The organism is Pseudoclavibacter terrae (assembly GCF_008831075.1).
Taxonomy (GTDB): Bacteria; Actinomycetota; Actinomycetes; order Actinomycetales; family Microbacteriaceae; genus Pseudoclavibacter; species Pseudoclavibacter terrae.
In genome coordinates this window covers 178,009-196,392 of the sequence record NZ_WBJX01000003.1, presented here as the reverse complement: position 1 = coordinate 196,392, position 18,384 = coordinate 178,009, and the positions used below count along the sequence as shown (strand labels likewise).

Annotated in this window: 21 protein-coding genes; 13 read left to right on the top strand and 8 right to left on the bottom strand. The window is 68.1% G+C overall.

Translation table 11 applies throughout. From position 1 onward, the window contains the following. Positions 1–2 precede the first annotated feature (2 nt). Positions 3–1,469: a protein adenylyltransferase SelO gene (locus F8O03_RS10370; protein ID WP_151423809.1), complete on the bottom strand. Its 1,467-nt coding sequence runs from the start codon at positions 1,467–1,469 to the stop codon at positions 3–5. 217 nt (positions 1,470–1,686) lie between these two features. Between F8O03_RS10370 and F8O03_RS10365 the strand changes: the two genes are divergently transcribed. Further along, positions 1,687–1,872, top strand: a complete 186-nt coding sequence (locus F8O03_RS10365) for an MbtH family NRPS accessory protein (protein ID WP_208851842.1) — start codon at positions 1,687–1,689, stop codon at positions 1,870–1,872. A gap of 4 nt (positions 1,873–1,876) precedes the next feature. Here F8O03_RS10365 and F8O03_RS10360 read toward each other — a convergent pair whose 3' ends face one another. Next, positions 1,877–2,662 (bottom strand): hypothetical protein, encoded by a 786-nt coding sequence (locus F8O03_RS10360; RefSeq protein WP_151423807.1) that lies wholly within the window; start codon positions 2,660–2,662, stop codon positions 1,877–1,879. A 156-nt stretch (positions 2,663–2,818) separates the two neighbouring features. On the opposite strand from F8O03_RS10360, the gene F8O03_RS10355 reads away from it, so the two are divergent. Continuing rightward, positions 2,819–3,151 (top strand): hypothetical protein, encoded by a 333-nt coding sequence (locus F8O03_RS10355; protein ID WP_104254307.1) that lies wholly within the window; start codon positions 2,819–2,821, stop codon positions 3,149–3,151. A 57-nt stretch (positions 3,152–3,208) separates the two neighbouring features. Here F8O03_RS10355 and F8O03_RS10350 read toward each other — a convergent pair whose 3' ends face one another. Genes F8O03_RS10350 through F8O03_RS10330 form a run of 5 tightly spaced genes read right to left on the bottom strand, consistent with a single transcriptional unit; the run spans position 3,209 to position 6,882 of the window. After that, a complete protein-coding gene (locus tag F8O03_RS10350; protein WP_151423806.1) occupies positions 3,209–4,282 on the bottom strand; it encodes an SIS domain-containing protein in 1,074 nt (357 codons plus the stop codon). A gap of 48 nt (positions 4,283–4,330) precedes the next feature. Then, positions 4,331–5,215, bottom strand: coding sequence for a PTS system mannose/fructose/sorbose family transporter subunit IID (locus tag F8O03_RS10345; RefSeq protein WP_151423805.1), 885 nt, complete (start codon positions 5,213–5,215; stop codon positions 4,331–4,333). After that, positions 5,205–5,987, bottom strand: a complete 783-nt coding sequence (locus F8O03_RS10340; protein WP_104254304.1) for a PTS mannose/fructose/sorbose/N-acetylgalactosamine transporter subunit IIC — start codon at positions 5,985–5,987, stop codon at positions 5,205–5,207. Before F8O03_RS10340 ends, F8O03_RS10345 begins: the two co-directional genes overlap by 11 nt. Then, entirely contained in the window at positions 5,984–6,466 is a 483-nt protein-coding gene (locus F8O03_RS10335) for a PTS sugar transporter subunit IIB (RefSeq protein WP_151423804.1), read from the bottom strand. The genes F8O03_RS10340 and F8O03_RS10335 overlap by 4 nt, the downstream gene beginning before the upstream one ends. Beyond that, the gene (locus F8O03_RS10330; RefSeq protein ID WP_151423803.1) at positions 6,466–6,882 is read right to left on the bottom strand and encodes a PTS sugar transporter subunit IIA; all 417 of its coding nucleotides are present in this window, start codon (positions 6,880–6,882) and stop codon (positions 6,466–6,468) included. Before F8O03_RS10330 ends, F8O03_RS10335 begins: the two co-directional genes overlap by 1 nt. Positions 6,883–7,022: 140 nt before the next feature. Here F8O03_RS10330 and F8O03_RS10325 point away from each other — a divergent pair, with 140 nt between their 5' ends. Continuing rightward, on the top strand, positions 7,023–7,811 hold the full coding sequence (locus F8O03_RS10325; RefSeq protein WP_167516545.1) for a GntR family transcriptional regulator: 789 nt from the start codon (positions 7,023–7,025) through the stop codon (positions 7,809–7,811). 153 nt (positions 7,812–7,964) lie between these two features. Beyond that, a complete protein-coding gene (locus tag F8O03_RS10320; RefSeq protein ID WP_151423801.1) occupies positions 7,965–8,693 on the top strand; it encodes a DUF554 domain-containing protein in 729 nt (242 codons plus the stop codon). A gap of 166 nt (positions 8,694–8,859) precedes the next feature. On the opposite strand, the gene F8O03_RS10315 is transcribed toward F8O03_RS10320, so the two are convergent. Then, a complete protein-coding gene (locus F8O03_RS10315; protein WP_151423800.1) occupies positions 8,860–10,203 on the bottom strand; it encodes a carboxylesterase family protein in 1,344 nt (447 codons plus the stop codon). A gap of 196 nt (positions 10,204–10,399) precedes the next feature. On the opposite strand from F8O03_RS10315, the gene rpmB reads away from it, so the two are divergent. The 9 genes from rpmB to F8O03_RS10270 all read left to right on the top strand — a co-directional run bounded on the left by rpmB (position 10,400) and on the right by F8O03_RS10270 (position 18,339). Further along, positions 10,400–10,636 carry a 50S ribosomal protein L28 gene (rpmB, locus tag F8O03_RS10310; protein WP_068483927.1) on the top strand — a complete coding sequence of 79 codons (237 nt, stop codon included), beginning with the start codon at positions 10,400–10,402 and terminating at the stop codon, positions 10,634–10,636. Continuing rightward, positions 10,636–10,806, top strand: coding sequence for a 50S ribosomal protein L33 (rpmG, locus tag F8O03_RS10305; RefSeq protein ID WP_068483925.1), 171 nt, complete (start codon positions 10,636–10,638; stop codon positions 10,804–10,806). Before rpmB ends, rpmG begins: the two co-directional genes overlap by 1 nt. A 2-nt stretch (positions 10,807–10,808) precedes the next feature. Next, complete coding sequence (gene rpsN, locus F8O03_RS10300; protein WP_068483923.1) at positions 10,809–11,114, top strand: 30S ribosomal protein S14; 306 nt, start codon at positions 10,809–10,811, stop codon at positions 11,112–11,114. Positions 11,115–11,347: 233 nt separating this feature from the next. After that, positions 11,348–11,971 (top strand): DUF2975 domain-containing protein, encoded by a 624-nt coding sequence (locus F8O03_RS10295; RefSeq protein ID WP_151423799.1) that lies wholly within the window; start codon positions 11,348–11,350, stop codon positions 11,969–11,971. Next, complete coding sequence (locus F8O03_RS10290; protein ID WP_104254297.1) at positions 11,971–12,207, top strand: helix-turn-helix domain-containing protein; 237 nt, start codon at positions 11,971–11,973, stop codon at positions 12,205–12,207. The genes F8O03_RS10295 and F8O03_RS10290 overlap by 1 nt, the downstream gene beginning before the upstream one ends. 73 nt (positions 12,208–12,280) lie before the next feature. Then, positions 12,281–13,999, top strand: coding sequence for an AMP-binding protein (locus F8O03_RS10285; protein WP_151423798.1), 1,719 nt, complete (start codon positions 12,281–12,283; stop codon positions 13,997–13,999). Positions 14,000–14,256: 257 nt separating this feature from the next. Next, positions 14,257–14,544, top strand: a complete 288-nt coding sequence (locus tag F8O03_RS10280; protein WP_068483913.1) for an HU family DNA-binding protein — start codon at positions 14,257–14,259, stop codon at positions 14,542–14,544. 331 nt (positions 14,545–14,875) lie between these two features. Beyond that, a complete protein-coding gene (locus tag F8O03_RS10275) occupies positions 14,876–17,050 on the top strand; it encodes a bifunctional copper resistance protein CopD/cytochrome c oxidase assembly protein (RefSeq protein ID WP_244296175.1) in 2,175 nt (724 codons plus the stop codon). Next, positions 17,047–18,339 carry an ATP-dependent DNA helicase gene (locus F8O03_RS10270; protein ID WP_151423797.1) on the top strand — a complete coding sequence of 431 codons (1,293 nt, stop codon included), beginning with the start codon at positions 17,047–17,049 and terminating at the stop codon, positions 18,337–18,339. Before F8O03_RS10275 ends, F8O03_RS10270 begins: the two co-directional genes overlap by 4 nt. Positions 18,340–18,384 lie beyond the last annotated feature (45 nt).

The following is an 18,384-nucleotide window of genomic DNA, read 5'->3' as shown; positions in this document are numbered from 1 at the left end:
GCTCAGGTTCCGCAGAAGGTGACGTACGCGCCGAAGTCGGGCGGGGCTCCGGTCGCGTAGCGTTCGAGGCCGGGCCGCTCGTCGAACGGGGCGGTCACGGCTGCGAGCAGGCGCCTCGTGGGCTCGAGATCATCGTCAAGCGCCGCCTCGAGCGCTTCCTCGACGAGGTGGTTGCGCGGAATGTATACGGGATTGGCGGCATCCATGGCGCTCGCGTTCGGGCTGAGCCCGAGCCAGGCCTGAACCCAGGTGCGGAACGCGGGACCAGCCTCCCCGAAGATCTCGAGCGCGGGGCCACGGTCGCCGCGGGCGTAGGAACCGAGCGCCCGGAAGGTGGAGGTGTAGTCGGCGCCGCTGCGCTGCATGAGGGCCAGGAGCTCGCCGAGCAGGCGCTCGAACGTGTCCGGGGCGACGTCGCCGGGAAGCCCGAGCTTGCTGCGCATGCCAGCGACCCACGCACCCTGGTAGACCGGCCCGAACCCGGAGACTGCCTGCTCGGCCAGGGCGACGGCCTCGTCTTCGTCGTCCGCGAAGAGCGGGAGGAGCGTCTCAGCGAACCTCGCGAGATTCCACCCCGCGGCATGCGGCTGGTTCCGGAACGAGTAGCGGCCCTGGATGTCGATGGAGCTGAAGACGGCGTCCGGGTCGAACGCGTCCAGGAACGCGCACGGTCCGTAGTCGATGGTCTCGCCCGAGATCGTCATGTTGTCCGTGTTCATGACCCCGTGCACGAAGCCCACGAGCATCCACTGCGCAGAGAGCTTCGCCTGGGCGGACACGACGCGCTCGAAGAAGGCGAGGTACGGATTCGCTGCCTCCGCGGCAGCCGGGTAGTGGCGGGCGATGGCGTGATCCGCGAGACGCCGCAGCAGATCGAGGTCGCCGGTGGCTCGGGCGAACTGGAACGAGCCGACGCGCAGATGGCTGCTCGCGACCCTGGTGAGGACCGCGCCCGGGAGCACGTCGTCACGCTGCACCATTCGCCCGGTCGCGACCACGCTCAGCGACCGGGTCGTCGGAATGTCGAGGGCGTGCATGGCCTCGCTGACGATGAACTCCCGCAGCATGGGGCCGAGGACCGCGCGCCCGTCGCCGCCACGGGCGAATGCCGTGCGGCCCGATCCCTTGAGGTGGATGTCCCGCACTCGTCCGCGCGTATCCGTCACCTCTCCCAGCAGGAGCGCACGCCCGTCGCCCAGACGCGGCGAGTACTGCCCGAACTGATGCCCCGCGTACGCCTGCGCGACGGGCGTCGCCCCCTCAGGAAGCCTGGTTCCGAGGAGCATCGCGACCCCTTCGTCGCCGCGCAGCACGTTCGGGTCGAACCCGAGTTCCACGGCGAGATCGTCGTTCAACAGCACGAGGCGCGGGGCTGGGGCGGGCTCCGCCTCCCACGGCCTCGCCAGCTCCGGGAGTTCTCGTGCGAAGCGATTCCCGAAGGTCACTTCCGCCTGCGTGGTCGCATTCATGCGAGCCACGGTAGGGCGACTGCCGCAAAGCGGGGTGAGAGTGCGCCCCGCAGCCGCTCACATGTCCCTCCTCGGAGGCGGATGTACGCTCCATCTCGCCTGCCCAGACCCCCGCCGCGGTACAGCGCCAAGCTCCACCAGGAGCACAAGCCACTGCTGAAGCGAGGTCGAAGATGCGGGGACAAGGTCGACGTGCCGAATGCGTCAGAGGCCGCTGATGGCAGCCTGGGACGACGCGGGTGCACAGTTTCAGGTGCTCAGGAACGTGCATCGCGAGTACTCGCTCTGGCCGGACTTCGCCGACATCCCGAAGGGCTGGGAGTCGGTCTTCGGCCCAGCCTCGAAGCGGGACTGCCGCGCGTACCTCGCGCGCGAGCACCCGGAGCGGGAGCTCGAACCGTAACCGACTACTGAACTTCCTCGAACTCGAAGATTCCGGCAGGCGCCGTCGCGAGGAGCTCCTGTCGGTAGGAGTCGGAGAGGGCCGCAGCATCGATGCCCAGGATGAGGCGGTTCAGCTCCACATCCATGCGCACGGACAGCAGGCCGTCGTCGTTGCCCTTCCAGATCGACGTCACCGCCAGAGCGGCCTTGCAGAGCGTGGCGTACGAGAAGTCCACCAGCTTGGGATCGAACGACGCCCCTTCCGCTTCGATGCCGGCCGCCGCGGCGTCGACCTCCGGCGTCGCGTCGCGCAGCGCCTGCCACGAGGCCGCGGCGTCGTCCCCCAGGTCAGCGGATCCGACGATGGACACGCTGACCGCGCCCCTCGGGCCAGGGCCAGCCGCGACCTCGACGTTGTCGAAGCCGCCGACCTCGTCTGGGAGCAGGAACAGCAGCTCCTGCTCGTGCGCGGCGATGCGGGTGTACAGGTCCGACGACGTCTTCCCCGCGGGCAGATCGATCCACTTCGCCTGCTGCGTGAGGCACTGCGTCATCTGCACCGGCACGGGCTGGTGTGTCATCTCCTCGATCGGGATGCCATCGAGCGCGTCCTGCGAGGGACGTTCGTCGGCCACCGACCCGCCCGCGCTCGCGGAGGGTGCCGCGCTCGCGGAGGGTGCCACGCTGGCGGCGGGTGCCACGCTGGCGGCGGGCTGCGCGACAGCCGCCGATTCGGGCGAGGCGCATCCGGCGAGCAGCAGGAGGGCGCCGCAGAGCGTCGACGCTGGGGCGAGGCGACGGAGGGACATGCACCGACCCTATGGACCGGACGTCCCGCATCCGGTCACGGAACGATATCGACGCTCGTCGCGCGCATCACGATTCGGAGTCGCCGCGTGGTGTCGAACGCGCGCGGGCGGCTAGATTCTGAGTACCGCGCCCGCCCGCCGACTGGGGAGACCACCGTGATCCTGACGTTCCAGTTCCAGCCCGTCGAAGACCTGGGGGCGGCCGTCCAGCACTACCTCGACCTGGGTTGGGAGGAGGCGTGGCGCGAAGGCGAGCACACCGTCTCGATGCAGATGCCGGAACTCGAGATCGAGCTGATGCTCGACGACGAGCCTGGCTGGGGTCCCGCCGGCCCCATGTACTTCGTCGACGACGTGGATGCGTGGCGGGCGGAGCATCCGAACGTCACGACGGGCGAGCCCCGCGACATCCCGGGCGGCAGGGTCGTCGAGGTCACGGCCCCCGGCCACACCTACTACGTGTTCTCCGTGGAGGAGATCGAAGGCTAGCGGCGCCAGGGGGCGGGGATGACCAGTGCCGCTGGCCACCCCCGCGGAGCGCCGTGGCTACCCGGCGACCTTGGTCCGCATGGCGGAGCGGAAGTCGGGAAACGCCGGCTCGACGAGGTCGATGCCCCGGGACGCGGACATCCGATAGGCGAGCACCTGGTACGGAACGATGAGCAGGAGCGGGGAGAGCTCCTCCGCGACCTGCTCGTCGAGTGCCAGCTCTCGCGTGGCGCCCGTGCTCGCACCCGACGTCACGATGTGCACGTGGTCGCAGTGTCCTGACGCGAAGTCCGCGAACTGACGGAGGCGCTCAGCCGACGTGGTCCCGGGCACTTCGGTGAGGAAGAGGGTGTACTCGGGGCGCAGCTCGAAGAGCGGCCCGTGCATGTACGCCTCGAGCTCCATGCCCTGGACGGGGACGCGAACCGTCTCGATGATCTTCGTCTCGGCTTCCACGGCGGTGCCCACGTTCGGTCCGAATCCGAGGATCGAGATGCGGGTTGCGGCCTCGAGCTCCTCCCGGTGCGCGTCGTAGTACTGCTCCGCGTGCTGGATGACGCCACCCATGGAGGCCACCGCCGCGGCGATTCCGGGCCGCGCGAGCTCGGCGGGGATCTCACGGCGTCCGTGCTCCGCGAGTCGAACCGACAGGAGCAGCAGGCTCAGGACGGTGGCCGTGACTCCCTTCGTCGAGTAGCGGACGGCCTCGTCGCCGCAGCCGATGTCCAGACGGCAGTCGCCGAGGGCAGCGAGTGGACTCCGTGTGTCGGCGGTCACGATGAGGATGGGAGCCGCGACCCGGTCCCGGGCGGCCTTCACCGCGTCGATCGTCGATGAGCTGGTCCCGCGCTGGGAGACCGCGATGACCAGGTCGAAGTCGTTGTCCAGGCTCTCGTACTCCGAGTACGTGAACGGTTCGACGACCTTGGTCACGATGCCGCCGACCACCTCGAGGTGGCGCTCGGCGGCGTGCACGGCGTTGAGGGATGACCCCGTCGCGAGGACGAGGACGCGGTTCACCTGGCGGTCTTCGATGAGGCGGTCGAACTCCGAGAAGCTGGTCGCCTCGTCGGCGAGGATCTGCTCGCAGACGCGGGGTTGTTCGTTGATGCAGTCCAGCATCGTCGTCATGATGTGATTCCTTCGAGTTCGTGGGTCAGTCAGTCAGTCAGTGGGTGGTCACGGCGCGGTGCCGAGCACGCCGGTCAGCGCGCCGAGGAGCCCGACGGCGAAGATGGCGAGCAGAACCCAGGTCGTCTTCCATCCCTTGCCGAGAAGCCAGTACACGAGCCAGAAGGCGCCGAGACCGAGGATGCCCGGCATGATGCCGTCGAGCACGTCCGTCTGAATGGAGCTGACTCCCTCGCCGACCTCGAACTGCAGCGGCACGTAGACCGACACCATCGAGGCGGTCAACCCACCGATGACCATGAGCCCGACGATCCCGGCACCGTAGGTGAGGCTCGACATGGCGTCGCTGCCGGAGATGCGCTGCAGGAGCTTCGTCCCGAATCGATATCCGGATCGCAGGTAGAGGTACGACAGGAGCTGCACGGGCAGGTTGAAGCCGAGGAGGAAGATGATCGGCCCGAGGATGTTCCCCGCCATCGCCAGCGACACCCCTATGCCGGTGACGAGGAGCCGGATGGTGCCCCAGTAGAGCGAGTCGCCGATGCCCGCGAGAGGACCCATGAGGGCGGCCTTGACGCTGTTCGCGGTGGACGGCGCGAGGCTCGGGTCCTGACTGAGCTGCTCCTCGACGGCGGTGGAGACGCCGACGATCGCACCGGCGACGTATGGGGTGGTGTTGAAGAACTCAAGGTGCTTCTTGAGCGCAGCGGCCTGGTCTGACTCCTTCTCGTAGAGCGCCCGGACGGCGGGGATCATGGAGTAGGCGAACCCGAGGCCCTGCTGTCGTTCGTAGTTGAACGACGCTTCGATGCTCAGCGCCCTCACGTACATGCGGTTCAGGACCGCGGTGGTGATCCTGCCGGTCTGCGTCGTCGGTGCTTCAGGGCTGACCTCGTCGAGGTGCGTGCCTGGTGCTGTCGTGTCAGAAGTCATCGTCTGCTGCTCCGTTCATGGCGAGTGCTGGCTGCTGCGCGCTGGTGCGGCGGCGTTCTGCGTCCACGAGGACCCAGGCGATCATGGCCGCGCCGGCGGCGAGGCCGACGATCGGGATGCCTCCGTACGTGACGAGCAGGAAGCCGATGAAGAAGAAGGGCATGACCCTCTTGTTGATGAGCATCCGGCCGAGGAGCGCGAAGCCGAGGGCGGGGAGGATGCCCGTCGCCACCTGCAGTCCGACCGTCACTGGTTCTGGGATGGCGGCGACGAGCGCCCCGATGGCGTCGCTGCCGACTGCGTAGGAGACGCCGACCACGCATGCGAGCCAGAAGATCCAGAGGAACCCGGAGAGGATGTGCATGGCGCTGACGCCGCGGATCGAGCCTCGCTCGACGTAGGTGTCGGCTCGGTGGAGCAGCGCGGGGGCCACGAAGACGAAGTGGAGGTTCTTCACGATGAGGCCGAGGGCGGCGATCGGGAAGGCGAGCACGAGCGCCGTCTCCGGTCCGGCTCCGGCGTTGATGGCGAGAGCTGTGGCCAGCATGCCGCCGGTGAGGATCTCGGGCGGCATCGCGCCGCCGACGGTGAAGAGGCCGATGAACGCGAGCTCGAGGGTCGCTCCGATGGCCATGCCGGTGACGGGGTCGCCGAGGATGAACCCCACGACGGTTCCGGTGACGATAGGGCGGATGGCGAGGTTGCGGCCGAGGAAGAGGTCGATGAGCCCGAGCCCCAGCGCGGCGATGAAGAGCGTGAGCGCGGTCATCATGCGGGTGCGCTCCCACTGCCGCTGAGCGGCACCTTCCGGTCTGTGGCGACGGCGCGCGCTTCGACCTCGACGCCGCGGGAGGCCAGCCTGGTCAGGCCGGCGGTTTCGTCTTCGGTCAGGTTGACGGTGTTGGTGAGGGGAGTGGTCCCCTCGAGTCGCTTCGTGCCGCCGAGGTTGATGTGCTGCACGGTCGGGCAGCCGTCGGCGAGGCGGATGGCGTCTGCGACGTTGTCGGTCAGGATCAGCAGGCGGTAGCTGTCCGTCCTGCCTGAGTTGATCGCCTCGATCGAGTCGGCGACCGTCTTGATGACGAGCTTCACGTCGGCGGGCTTCGCGAGCTTCAGCGTGCTCTTGCGCAACTCGTCGGAGGGGACGTCGTCGTTGGCGATGAGGATGGCGGTCGGGTCCAGGGTGCGCACCCACGACATGACCACTTGGCCGTGGATGAGCCGGTGGTCGACTCGGAGCAGTTGGATCATCAGAAGTCGTCTTCCTGGTCGGTGTGGGGGAGGGGCAGGACGCTCACGGTGGCGCGGATGCGGTCGATCAGCGCCGGGTCTATGGAGGCGCTTGCGGTGATGGGCTGCGTCGTGAGCAACTCGAGCACGAGTGCGAGCGTCATGCCGGTGATCTGGTGCACCCGGGGGTCCTGCTGGTACTCGAGGAGCGTGTTGCTGACGCTGCCGCCGACGAGGTCGCTGACGAGGATGAGCGTGCCGGTGCTGCCTACCTCGCTGAGGAGGGCCTCGACGTGGCGTCGGACGGCGTCCACATCACCGCTGTATGGCGGGAACGCGCGGAGGTCGTCTCGCTCCCCGAGGATGAGCGATGCGGCGCTTCGCATGCCGGCTGCGATGTCGCCATGGCCGGCGAGGGCTACGAGCTGTCTGGTCATGCACTGGTCCTTTCCGTATGCGTGATTGGTCTTTCTTGGTCGCTTGAACTGCCTCGGAGTCTAGGCAGGCGCGAAGACTGTGCGGAATGCTTGCGCACACTTCGGGCCAATTGGATTGCTTTGGTCTGTATGGTTGCCGCATGGGAGACCGTGAGCAGACCGCACAGATCGGGCGCGCGCCAGGGGCGTCGCCATCGCTCCTGACGCAGACCGTCGCAGGCCGACTCCGGGAGTACATCCGCTCCCAGGACGTGGGTCCCTCCGGGCGTCTGCCCCCGGAGCGGGTCCTGAGCGAGCAGTTCGAGGTGAGCCGCTCGACGCTGCGCAAGGCGCTCACCCTGCTCGCCACGCAGGGCGAGGTCACGCCCGCAGCGCAGTCGGGATGGTTCATCACGAACGTTCCGTACGGTCCGCCCCCGCGTCAGCTGCTCAGCTTCACGGAGATGGCCAGGCGCCGCGGGCTCATCGTCCAGACCCGGGTCACGCATCAGCTGACGCGCTTCGCGAGCCACGAAGAGCGCCAGCGGCTCCAGCCACGCGATTCGGACCGGGTCCTGGAGCTCGAGCGAGTCCGCCTCCTGGAGGGCGAGCCGATCTGCGTGGAGCGATCGATCATCGCGCTGTGGCTGACCCCTGGGCTCGATGATGAGTCGTTCGTCGATCGTTCCCTCTACGAGCTGATGAGCAGCCACGGGGCGACGCCATCACGCAGCGACTTCATCGTCTCGGCCGCGCTCGCTGGCAGCATCGCTCCGGCCCTCGACATCGATGCCAGCGACCCGGTTCTCGTCGGCGAGGAGCTGAGCTACAACCAGCATGGAGCACCCCTCCACTTGAGCACGTCGAACTACCGGGCCAGCGCATACCGGTTCCAGGCGACGCTCACCGCCGCGCGAGGGGGCGCTCGGGAGTCGCACCCGATGTCCTGATCCGCCGTGCGGGCCGCGGTCGGTCGAGCGAAGAGTCTCCCGACCGAGCAGGCGCGTCCGTCTGTTCTGCGACGCAGGCGGCGGGCCCTGTCCGTTCGGGTCTCGGATCCCCTCGTGTCCACGACGCCTGCGAGTCGGCACGATAATCGGACGGTGATCATCGGGTCAGGGACGCTAGTGAACGTCGCGCTCATCCTCATCGGCGGCGTGCTCGGCATCCTCCTCGGCGACCGCCTGAAGGAGCGCACGAAGACGACGGTGACCGCGGTGCTCGGCCTGTTCGTCATCGTGCTCGGCGGCATGAGCGTCGCCGACATGGGGTCTGCGGCGCTCGCGGATGCGGCCGGCCCGTTCGCGATGATCGTCATCCTGCTGTCGCTCGTGTTCGGCGCGCTGCTCGGGTCGTGGTTGCGCATCGAGGATCGTCTCGAGGGGCTGGCGGTCTGGGTGCGTGGTCGACTGAAGTCCGAATCCGATGGCGACGGCCGCTTCGTCGATGGCATGGTCACAGCCACGCTCCTCTTCTGCGTCGGCCCGCTTGCCATCCTCGGCCCCATCTCCGACGGCCTGGGGCTCGGCGCCAACCAGCTCTACGTCAAGGCGGTGCTCGACGGCTTCGCGGCGATGGCCTTCGCCTCGACCTTCGGCAAGGGGGTGCTGTTCGCCGCGGTCCCGGTCGGGATCATCCAGGGCGCCTTCACACTCGTCGGCTTCCTGGCGGGCGATGTCTTCAGCGACGCGCAGATCGACGGGCTCTCGGCCGTGGGCGGGCTCATCCTGATCGCCCTCGGCGTGCGGCTCGTCCCGCTCAGGGCGATCCCGGTCGGCGACCTGCTGCCCGCGCTGATCATCGCGCCGGTGGCGCTCGCGTTCCTGTCCTAGCGGCACGTCGGGGTTCGCGAGTCGCCTCACACGGTCGAACGCGGTCCGCGAGCTGCCTCAAACGGTCGTTCTGGCCGGCTCTTCGCGACCGTTTCCGGCGACTCGCGGATGGGAGGCGCGCGGGGCGAGGCGAGAAGGCAGGCGTGGGGCAGCGGAGCGGCGGCGCTCAGCCACGGCGACGGAAGCTCGCGGCGCCCGGGATGCTGTCGGCCTCGGCGGGCAGGGTGCCGCGCGCGAAGTCGGCCCAGACGGCGCGCATCCGCTTGCCAACGCGGTCGATCTCAGCCCAGCTGGCGCCTCGCACGAGCGGGGCACGGCTCCACGTCTGCTCGCTCCCGAAGAGCAGGGGCAGGTCGATCATGTGGCAGGCACCCCACACGTTGTGCGGCGCCCTCCAGCTGACGACGTAGGTGGATGCGCGCCCGCCGGCCCGCAGGTGCCGCCTCGCGAACCGTGCCGCGTCGCGCCGGTAGACGAGCCAGGTGAGCGCGCTCACGACCGCCTTCGTCAGCGGCCTCCCGACGACCGGCAGCTCGCTGAGCCGCTTGGTGGCGGGGATGCGCGGCACGAACAGCAGCGCTTCCTCCGACGTGTACCCGATGAGCAGGTCGATCGCGGGCGCGTTCGCATCGCGACCCGCGAGCACGCCTGCAGTGGTCGGCAGCGGGTCCGAGCCGTGCTGTGGGCTGAACGACATCGCGCCCTGCAGGCCGTACTCGGCGGATGCGCGCAGCGCCGCGGCCTGCGCGCCGACCACTGCTGCCACGGGACTCTCGGCAGTGAGCTCGGCGGTCGCCTCGAGCATCCTGCCCTGCATCTCCTCGCGGCCACCCTCCACGTTGAGTGGAGCGCTCTGGATGATCGCGCGCCGGAACAAGCTCGGGGCCTCCGGCAGCGCCATCAGCTGCGCGATCGCGTGCGCACCGGCAGACTGCCCGTACGCCGTGACCTGGGCGGGGTCGCCGCCGAACGCCGAGATATTGCGCTGCACCCAGCGGAACGCCTCGACGATGTCGAGCAGCCCCAGGTTGGCGGGGCGCGCATCCGAGCCACCCAGGAACCCGAACAGGCCGAGCCGGAACGTCACGTTCACCGCGACCACGCGCTGCTCCGCGACCAGGGGAGCAGGATCCATGACCGCGGCGTCACCGGCTGCCGAGACGTACGAGCCGCCGTGGATCCACACCATCACCGGCAGCTGCTCGCCCGGAGCGAGGTCGCCGGGCAGCGTGATCGAGAGTCGCTGGCAGTCCTCGTCCACGCCGAGCTCGCCGATGCCGCCGCCGAGCACCTCCTCGAGCACGGGCATGGGGGCCTGCGGGCAGGCCGGCGACCAGCTCGTCGACTCGAACACCTCGGTAAGGTCGGGGGCTGGCAGCGGGGCCTCGAACCTGCGGGCCGCGGCGTACCGGATGCCCGTGGCTCGCACCAACGGCACCTCGCCTGGCCACTCCTCGGCCCATCCCGTGACGGGACCGCAGGGAGGAGAGAAGGTGGGGGAGGAGGCCATGCTCGAGTCTTTCACCCCGCTCGCGCGCCTTCGTACGGCCCAGGCTTGCGCTCTCCCGGGCGTGTCGCCTAAGCTCGACCCTTGGTGCGCCGGGGTTCCCCTCTGGCGCGACCGTGTTGGTGTGCAACCGCCACCGACGCAGACAAGAGATCTTGGGCGGGGCCTTCTGGTTCCCGCGGTATCTACGGAGGAAACAATGGCAGCAGTGTGCCAGGTGACCGGGGCGGTTCCCGGATTCGGTCACAACATCTCGCACTCGCACCGACGGACCAACCGTCGGTTCGACCCGAACATCCAGAAGAAGAAGTACTTCGTGCCTTCCATGAAGCGCACGATCACGCTGACGCTTTCGGCTAAGGGCATCAAGGTCATCGACGCACGCGGCATCGAGTCCGTCGTCGCTGAGCTTCGTGCGAAGGGAGTCAAGTTCTAATGGCGAAGAAGAGCCAGGACGTACGTCCGATCATCAAGCTCCGCTCCACCGCTGGAACGGGCTACACCTACGTGACGAAGAAGAACCGTCGCAACACGCCTGACCGCCTCGTGCTCAAGAAGTACGACCCGGTCATCCGCAAGCACGTCGAATTCCGAGAGGAGCGCTAAACATGGCCAAGAAGAGCAAGATCGCCAAGAACGAGCAGCGCAAGGTCATCGTCGAGCGCTACGCGGAACGCCGCGCAGAGCTGAAGAAGGCTCTTGTCGACCCGAACGGCACCGACGAGTCGCGCGAGGCAGCTCGCGTCGGCCTGCAGAAGCTTCCCCGCAACGCTTCGCCGGTCCGCGTCCGCAACCGCGACAGCATCGACGGACGCCCCCGCGGCCACGTCTCGAAGTTCGGCATCTCGCGTGTCCGCTTCCGCGACATGGCTCACCGCGGTGAGCTTCCAGGAATCACGAAGTCGAGCTGGTAACCACCAGCCCGCCAGCGATGGCGTAGTGCTTCCCCGAAACCCCCGAGCGTCTTCGCTCGGGGGTTTCGTGCGTTCCGTCGCGCCACTTTCGGGATGGGTTGCGCGCTTCCGGATGGGTTGCAAAGCATCCCGAAGCGTGGAAGCCATCCCGAAGCGGGATGCGAGCCAGGGGTTGCACATCCGGCCATATCGTTTATCGTTATGCATAACGAGAAACGATATGGAGGAAGACCATGAACGCACGACAGAATTCGGCAGGCACCGACCGCGAAGCGAAGGAGCTCGGCTACCTCTGGCCGCTCGGCATCGTCGCAGCAGGCCTCGTCGTCCTGAAGCCCCTCGAGAACGTCATCGGCTACTTCGTCGACGGCAGCGTGCGCGTCAACGCGTCGTTCGAAGGAACATCCGTCTCCCTCCCGACCCCCGTGGGGGCCGACGTCCCGCTCGATGGTGCCTCGACGATCCTCGTCGCCGGGGATCTCCTGCCAACCGGCGCGCTCGTGCTGCTCCTCATCGGACAGATCATCGGCGCCGTCCTGAGCCTCGCCGCAGTCTGGATGCTCCTCCTCTTCGCCAGGAACCTCGCGAAGGGCGACTTCTTCGGACGCAAGAGCATCCGCCTCCTCGACTGGTCGTCTGGGCTGGTCGTCGCTTCCCTCGCGGCCCCGGGCTTCTTCGAGCTCCTCGGCACGAACTGGACGATCGCGAAGCTCGGGTGGAGCGGGTCCGACGCGCCTGAGCCGACCATCCTCGACCAGACGTGGACGTTCCTCCTCATCCTCGTGATCCTGCTCGTCGTGAACCTCATCATGCGCCGTGGCGCGCGCCTGGAGCAGGACCAGGAAGGCCTCGTCTGATGGTGCCGGAGCCCCTCGAGGAGCCGCACTACATCGTGTGCCACCTCGGCGAGATCATGGCGAGGCGCGGCATCACCCTCGTCGACCTGTCCGAACGTGTCGGCATCAGCGTCGTCAACCTGTCGGTGCTCAAGAACAACCGCGCCAAGGCCGTGCGCTTCGAGACGCTCGCGAGGCTCTGCGCCGTGCTCGAATGCAAGCCGGGCGAGCTCCTCGACTACCTGCCGCCTCGCTGATCGTTGCGCCGACCTGCCCGCGAGCCTCCGGATCGGCGGCGCAATGTCGGTGGCGTGCGTGAGAATGGCACGCATGTCAGATGTTCGAGGTGTTTCCGCCTTCCGCAGCGCACGTGACCAGCTGCTCGCCCTCCGCACGGATGCGGAGCGGGCGCGCCGGGAGTTCGAGTGGCCAGACGTCGGCGACCGCTTCAACTGGGCCCTCGACTGGTTCGACGAGATCGCCGAGGGCAACGACCGTACAGCGCTGTGGATCGTGGAAGCCGACGGCAGCGAGGCGAAGTACAGCTTCGACGACCTCCGCCGCCGCTCCAACCGGGTCGCGAACTGGCTCGAAGCCCAGGGCATCCGCCGCGGCGACGTCGTCATGCTCATGCTCGGCAACCGTCGGGAGCTGTGGGAGGCGATGCTCGGCGCGCTGAAGCTCGGCGCCGTGATCCTGCCCACCTCCGTTGTGCTCGGCCCGCACGACCTCGACGACCGCGTCGAGCGAGCCAGGGTCCGGCTCGTCATCGCAGAGGAGGCCGACGCGGCGAAGTTCGACAACGTCATCGGCAGCTACCGCATCGTGCAGGTGGGTGCCGGGCTCGACGGCGCAGCCCGCGACTCGTGGCTCGACTTCAACGACATCTACGACGCACCGGATGCGCCGGTCGTGAAGCAGACGGCAAGCGACGACGCCGCGCTCATCTACTTCACGTCAGGCACGACGAGTCACCCGAAGATCGTGGTCCACTCGCACCGCTCGTACCCCGTCGGGCACCTCTCGACGATGTACTGGATCGGCGTGGAGCCTGGCGGGGTGCATCTCGCCATCAGCGCCGCCGGCTGGGGCAAGCACGCCTGGAGCAGCTTCTTCGCGCCCTGGAACGCGGAGGCCACCGTGTTCGTCGTCAACTACGAGCGGTTCGATGCGCAGCTGCTGCTCGAGCAGCTCGACAAGGCCGGTGCGACCTCGTTCTGCGCGCCGCCGACGGTCTGGCGCATCCTCGTGCAGCACGGCAGGAGCGAGAAGCCGCGGGCCATGCGTGAACTGCTCTCCGCCGGCGAACCCCTCAATCCCGAGGTCATCGCGCGCATCAACGACTGGTGGGGACTCGAGATCCGCGACGGCTACGGACAGACCGAGACCACGGCGCTCATCGCGAACGCGCCAGGGTCCGTCATCAAGCCAGGCGCGATGGGGCATCCGCTGCCGGGCATGGACGTCGTGCTGCTCGACCCCGTCACGGGAACGGCGGGCGACGAGGGCGAGATCTGCCTCGACATGCGCGGCCAGCGCCCCGTGAACCTCATGACCGAGTACCTGGGCTCGCCCGCGGCGACCGACAACGCGGTGCGCGACGGCTTCTTCCACACGGGCGACGTCGCGACTCGGGACGAGAATGGATGCATCACCTTCGTCGGACGCACCGACGACGTCTTCAAGTCCTCCGACTTCAAGGTGTCGCCGTTCGAGGTCGAGAGTCTCCTGCTCGAGCACGACGCCGTCGCCGAGGCGGGTGTCGTCGGAGCGCCGGACGCGACGAAGCTCAACATCACGAAGGCCTACGTGACGCTCGCAGCGGGCTGGGAGGCCAACCGGCAGACTGCCCTCGAGGTGCTCCGGCATGCTCGTGCCGTCATGCCGCCGTACATGCGAGTCCGGCGTCTCGAGTTCTTCGAGCTGCCGAAGACCGCGTCAGGCAAGATCCGCCGCGTCGAACTCCGAAACCGGGAGATCGAGGCTGAGGGCGCGCGGCTCGACGGCGAATGGCGCGACGATGACTTCCCGGAGATCAAGCGGCGCTGAGTGAGGGTCGACGCCGCCGAGCGCACACCTCGCGGCTCCGGCGTTTCAGCGCCGATCCGGGCATCGATCCGGTCCAGAAGGGCCCCAAACCGGTGAATTGGGTGGCAAGACGCGGCGTGTCAGGCGAATCTGCATGCCAGGGCCCCGGGTTTTGGTAGGTTGACGAAGGTCCTGCCGCGGAATCCCGCGGAACTGCAGGACTTCTGAACCCAACATGCTGCACTCGCAAGGGCGGGGCTGCGTCCTAAGGAGGACATATGGCAGACAAGACTGTGAACAAGACCGAACTCGTTGCCGCGATCGCGACTGAGACCGGCCAGAGCCAGGCTGTTGTTGGAAGCGTCCTCGACGCACTCTTCAGCGAGCTCGCCTCGAATGTTGCCAAGGGCACCAAGGTCACGATCCCGGGCTGGCTCTCCGTTGAGCAGACCGCTCGTGCCGCACGCACCGGCCGCAACCCGCAGACGGGTGAAGCCATCCAGATCGCCGCCTCGAAGGGCGTCAAGATCTCGGCTGGCTCGAAGCTCAAGGCCGCAGCTAAGTAGTCTTCGCGCCTGAACGCACGCGGGGTCGCTTCCACTCGGGAGCGGCCCCGCGTTCGCGTTCGCGGCTCGCACCGCATCCGTGCCGCCATCGCAGGCCCATCCGGTGTGCTCGATTCCGGTGTGTTCGATTCCGATGTGCTCGATTCCGCCGAGTTGCCGCGACTGCCAGGTTTCGGGATGGCTTCCACGCGCGCGGATGGGTTGGAAGCCATCCGCGCGCGTGAAGGCCACCCGGAGATTGCCGCGGGGCCCCGCCCCCGCGGCGCCCGCCGTGTGCATCCGCCTGTGGATGAAGAGCCCGTCCGGCGGCGACGATCTACACTTGATGATCATGCCTACGCCCCTCGTCCCCGGTTCCAGAGACGAGAAGACGGCGGCAGCCGCAGACAAGACCGCCAGCAAGGCTGAGCGCAATCGCGCGAACGCGGACTCCTGGTCGCTCCACACGAAGCGGATGGTTGTCCTCGGCCCCGCGCTCTTCCTCCTCGCCGCCCTCGCCGCGGTCGTCTGGGGCCTCGCCTACGGCGGCGGTGCGAAGGCACTGATCGTCTCCGACCCGGGCCCCGTCGTCATGTGGGGTGTGCCGATCGCGCGCCTGGCCCTGAACCTGTCGGCGTCGGTCACGATCGGCGCGTTGGTGCTTGCCGCGTGGGCGGCCAGCCGAAAGCAGCCGGAGTTCGAGCGCGCGATGACGATCGCGTCGTCCGGTGCCGCCGCCTGGGTTGTCTCCACGTTCGCCGCGGCGTTCCTCACGTACCTGCAGATCTCCAACGCGGCGTTCTCGTTCGACGCGGCGTTCGGCCAGGGCCTCCTGTTCTTCTTCACGTCGCTGGAGCTCGGCCAGGCCTGGGTGCTCGCGGTCGGCATGGTCCTCGTGCTGTCGATCGTCGTGTTCGCGAGTCGCAGCGCCTGGATGGTCGGCCTCTCCGCGGCGTTCTCGTTCTTCTGCCTCTGGCCGCTCGGAGCGCAGGGGCACGCCGCGGGTGCCGCGAACCACGAGACCGTCGTCGGCGGCATCACCCTGCACTACATGGGTGCGGCGCTCTGGCTCGGAGGGCTGCTCGTCGTGGCGATCCTCGCCCCGCGCCTGCCCGACGTCCGTCGTCTGGCGGTGCTCGAACGCTATTCGACGCTCGCACTCATCGCCTTCATCGTGGTCGCCGCGTCCGGGGTCGTCGCGAGTGTCGCGAACATCGGCTCGTTCGCCGAGCTCGTCACGCCATACGGGGTCATCGTCATCGTGAAGGCGGTTGTGCTGATCGTGCTCGGCTTCATCGGCTGGGCGCAGCGGCGCGGACTCATCAACCGGATGCGCGCCGCGGTCGAGCAGGGCGCATCCACTCGCAAGCCGCTCGTGTGGCTCGTGTCGCTTGAGCTCGCCTTCATGGGTATCGCCTCCGGTGCGGCGGCGGCCCTGGGCCGGACGCCGTCGCCCGTCACCGAGGTCACGGCAGACCAGCTCGCGTCGCCGTCACCGGCCCAGCTGCTGACGGGCGACCCGCTTCCGCCCGAGTTCGAGCCTTTCCGCCTGCTCACCGAGTGGCGCCTCGACCCCATGTGGACAACCCTGTGCCTCTTCGCGCTGTTCTTCTACATCGCCGGTGTGCTGCGCCTCCGCCGCCGCGGCGACGAGTGGCCGCTGGGACGCACGATCTCGTTTGTCCTCGGCATCCTCATCCTGCTCTACCTCGTCAACGGCTCGCTCATCGTCTACGGCAAGTTCGTCTTCAGCTTCCATATGACGCAGCACATGTTCCTCACCATGCTGGTGCCGATCATGTTCGTGCTGTCAGCGCCCATGACGCTGCTGCTTCGCGCCGTGCACGCGCGACACGACGGCAGCATGGGGACCCGCGAGTGGGCGCTGAAGTTCGTGCACTCGAAGTGGGCGAAGTTCTTCTCGCACCCCATCGTCTCCGCCGTCGTCTTCGCTGGCTCGCTGCTCGTCTTCTACTACACGCCGCTGTTCCGCTGGGCGGTGACCGACCACGTCGGGCACATGTGGATGATCGCCGACTTCCTCATCGTCGGCTACCTGTTCGCGAACGCGCTCATCGGCATCGACCCGATCGGCACCCGAGCTCCCTACCCGATGCGCCTCATCGCGCTGGTGCTCGTCATGACGTTCCACGCGTTCTTCGGCCTCAGCATCATGAGCGGAACGGGGCTGCTGCTCGCCGACTGGTACGGGGCGATGGGCCGGCCGTGGGGTGCGGATGCGATCACCGACCAGCAGATCGGCGGCGCCATCGCCTGGGGTGTCGGCGAGGTGCCGACGGTCATCCTCGCCATGCTCGTCGCGTTCTCGTGGTCTCGCTCCGACGATCGGGAAGCCAAGCGGCGCGACCGGAAGGCGGACCGGGACGGCGACGCGGAGCTCGAGGCGTACAACGCGCAGCTGAAGGTGATGGCCGACCGCACTGCGGCGCTCGAGAAGCGCAAGCAGGACCGGCGCGAGCAGGAGGCGCAGCTCGAGCGTGACGCAGAGCAGGGGGCGAAGCAGTGACGATCGTCCTCACCCCGGAGCAGCAGGGTGTGTTCGACGCGATCGAGCACACGCGCGACCACCTCTTCGTGACGGGTCGCGCCGGTACCGGCAAGTCGACGCTGCTCAACCACCTCGCGTGGCACACCTCGAAGCAGCTCGTCATCGCGGCGCCTACGGGAGTCGCGGCCCTCAACGTGGGCGGGCAGACCATCCACTCGCTCTTCAAGCTGCCGATCGGTGTCATCGGGGATGCGCCGATCGAGCAGAACGGCGACGTCCGCAAGCTGCTCAACAAGATCGACACCCTGGTCATCGACGAGGTGTCGATGGTGAGCGCCGACCTCATGGACGCCATCGACCGCTCGCTGCGGCAGGCGAGGCAGCGCAAGAACGAGGCGTTCGGCGGCGTGCAGCTCGTCATGTTCGGCGACCCGTTCCAGCTGGCACCCGTGCCGCCGTCCGACCCTGACGAGCGTGCGTACTTCCGCGACCACTACCGTTCGCTGTGGTTCTTCGACGCGAAGGTGTGGCAGGAGGCGGAGCTGCGCATCCACGCGCTGCGTGAGATCCACCGGCAGCACGAGGACGAGTTCAAGAACATCCTCACGGCCGTCAGGTACGGGCAGGTTACGGCCGACATGGCGAACCGCCTCAACACCGTCGGAGCCAGGCCCGCCCCGGCCGACGGCACCATCACGCTCGCGTCCCGCAACGCGCAGGTTTCGCGCATCAACGCGCAGAACCTCGAGCGCCTGCCCGGCGCATCGATGACCGCCAACGCCGACATCTCCGGCGAGTTCGGCGGACGCAATTTCCCCGCAGACGAGCGCCTCGACCTGAAGGTCGGCGCGCAGGTCATGTTCCTTCGCAACGACTCTGACGGGCGCTGGGTGAACGGCTCCATCGGCGAGGTCACGCGCATCGACAAGACCGTCTACGTCGAGATCGACGGCGACGAGCACGAGGTCGAGCCGCTCGTGTGGGAGAAGCTGAAGTACTCGTACTCGCCGGACACGCGGGAGCTGTCGCGCGACGTCGTGGGGGAGTTCACGCAGTTCCCGCTGCGCCTCGCGTGGGCGGTCACGATCCATAAGTCGCAGGGCAAGACCTACGACCGCGCGGTGGTCGATCTCGGCGCGCGGGCCTTCTCGCCCGGTCAGACCTACGTGGCGCTGTCACGCATCCGCGCCCTCGACGGGTTGCACCTGTCGCGCCCGCTGCAGCCGAACGACATCTTCGTCGACGACAACGTGCTGCGCTTCATGAAGTCGGTGAGTGCGGCTGCGAAGCAGCAGCAACAGGGCTGACCGCTCCCGGGCTCGTCGGTTGTCCGCCAGTTTCCCGAAGATTTT